We start from the raw sequence: 2,283 nt of genomic DNA on the forward strand, positions 1-2,283 counted from the left end.
GACATTATCTCAAAAAGTAACCCGTCGATTACGATTAGAACAGGATTTACCAAATGCAATTGAAAATAATGAGTTGTTTTTATTGTATCAACCACAAATTGATAGTAAGGCAGGTAAGGTTATTGGTGCAGAGGCTTTAATACGTTGGCAACATCCAGAGCTTGGGCTGATTTCTCCTTTTGAGTTTATACCTATCGCAGAAGAAACGGCGCAGATTATTTCAATTGGGAAGTGGACGTTACAGGAAGCGTGTCGACAACTGAAAGAATGGCATTCAGCGGGCTATGTAAATCTAAAGATGGGGATAAACTTATCAGCTATAGAGTTTGAACAGAAAGGTTTTGTTCAAACAATCATATCTACCATAGAAGAGGTAGGAGTACCCGCCAATTCGATTGATTTGGAATTAACAGAGCGAATAGCAATGGTAGATGAAAAAGAAACCTTATCGAAGTTAAAAGCATTAAAATCATATGGTGTACATTTATCAATTGATGATTTTGGTACAGGTTATTCTTCATTAGCATATCTGCCTCTGTACCCAATTGATACCTTGAAAATTCCAAGAGAATTTGTTAATAGGATCGGAACTTCTACGGATGGAAATGAAATTATACAAACCATTATTTCACTAGCACATACTTTAAACATGAAAGTGATCGCAGAAGGGGTAGAAACGAAGGAACAATTAACAGTATTACAGCGTAATGCATGCTATCTAATTCAAGGCTATTATTACAGTAAACCTGTAAATGAAGATGAATTTATCGATTTTTTAATTGTAATGCAAAATGAATAAGTGAAAAATTGATATATGTATGAAGTAAAGTGAAAAGAAGCTCTATCGATATGAAGTAGAACTTCTTTTCTTTTGTTTTGTTTATTTTTGAGTAAATATGCAGTTAGGTAGTATTCTTTTAGTGTAAAATAAATGTCTTGCTTTCTTCAAGAACAAAAGGATCTTCTTACTGGAATAAACACCCAGTAAAGATAGCTAGAATTCATGAATACATGGCCGATGCTAGAAAAAGTAACTTGGACAAATTTTTAAATGAAATTATCAAAAATCGTGATGTTATCGGTATAGAGGATTTGTAAGTATCGAATATGTTTAAGCATAATAAATTAGAAAAGTAGTTAGTGAGATACTATGGTCACAGTTTCGAGTCACGTTGGAATACAAATGATTTTTAACTATTATATACTGCAAATCAAACGACTATATATAATAAATTGGTCCAGACTTATCCCTTAGGAAAGTCTGGACCTTTCGAGTTATTTTTATCATTTTTACTCTAACTAATATATACATATGGATTTATTTTTTTTGTTTTCTCATTCATAAAGTGAGTGATTTTAATTGTATATCGGCCATTTATGTCATTTTCGATAGAGATTATGTTATGTGTGCTTAATTACTATAGAGCGATATAGAATTGGGAATGCTGAATGTATTCAAACTGTTCTTTGTATTACTTGTAATCTTCCCACATCATATGTATTGTTACATTTGGAATGACACCATTAGTAAAGTATTTCTTATGCAGATAGAAGAACACTTCGAGATCAGCATTCGTAATGCCGTATAATTTATGCTTTCTTCCCGTTTTTTCTGCAAGTGCAGACATTGCGCGGCTTGGCTTTTTCGACAAAGCCTTCTACGTCAGCAATACGTTCTTCGTATGTCATGTGCTGCAGAATATCTTCTAAATATGTATCTTTATAGCTGTAGTACTTATCTTCAAATGCTTCCACAAGCTTTTGCCAGGATTTTAGTGTTACTAACACGGCATTGGTTGTTTTCCCATTTAAGCTACGTTGATTACCTATCACAAATGATTTCCCCATCTTTTTCACCTCCATTCTACAAATTCAGAAATATATGCCAAAAGACTATAAAATATACCAATTTTGATTATAGCAAAACGAATTTTGTAAAAATGTGCCCTTTAAGAGAGAGTTTTAAAAAAGGCAACACCTTATGAGCCCCTAGAGCCATAAGGGATAGAAAAAAAGTTTGAAAATTTTTTTGGTACGCAACATGGGAAAGATGTTGCCTGTTTTATAGAAAGAGTACGCAAGACGAGAAAGGTGTTGCTTGTTTTATAGAAAGAGTACGCAAGACGGGAAAGGTGTTGCCTGTTTTAAAGAAAGAGTACGCAAAACGGGAAACATGTTTTACAGGAAGAGTACGCAAAACGGGAAAGATGTTGCAAGTTTTACAGGAAGAGTACGCAAAACGGGAAAGGGGTTGCATGTTTTACAGTAGAAGGCCGCAAAAAG

General features: G+C 33.9%; 1 protein-coding gene and 2 pseudogenes. 2 read left to right on the forward strand and 1 reads right to left on the reverse strand.

Going from position 1 to position 2,283, the window contains the following annotated elements; all coding sequences use genetic code 11:
- Both DN404_RS00005 and DN404_RS30770 read left to right on the forward strand, forming a co-directional pair.
- Positions 1-799, forward strand: a 799-nt coding sequence (locus tag DN404_RS00005; RefSeq protein ID WP_149214489.1) for a putative bifunctional diguanylate cyclase/phosphodiesterase, incomplete at its 5' end; no start/stop codon positions are given.
- 125 nt (positions 800-924) lie between these two features.
- Positions 925-1,184 (forward strand): annotated as a pseudogene (locus DN404_RS30770) (transposase); the annotation flags it as partial.
- 114 nt (positions 1,185-1,298) lie between these two features.
- On the opposite strand, the pseudogene DN404_RS30775 reads toward DN404_RS30770, so the two are convergent.
- Positions 1,299-1,848 (reverse strand): annotated as a pseudogene (locus DN404_RS30775) (hypothetical protein); the annotation flags it as partial.
- Between the last annotated feature and the right edge of the window lie 435 nt (positions 1,849-2,283).

The sequence above is a fragment of the Bacillus sp. TE8-1 genome (genome assembly GCF_008368855.1).
In the GTDB taxonomy this organism is placed as follows: Bacteria; Bacillota; Bacilli; order Bacillales; family Bacillaceae_G; genus Bacillus_A; species Bacillus_A cereus.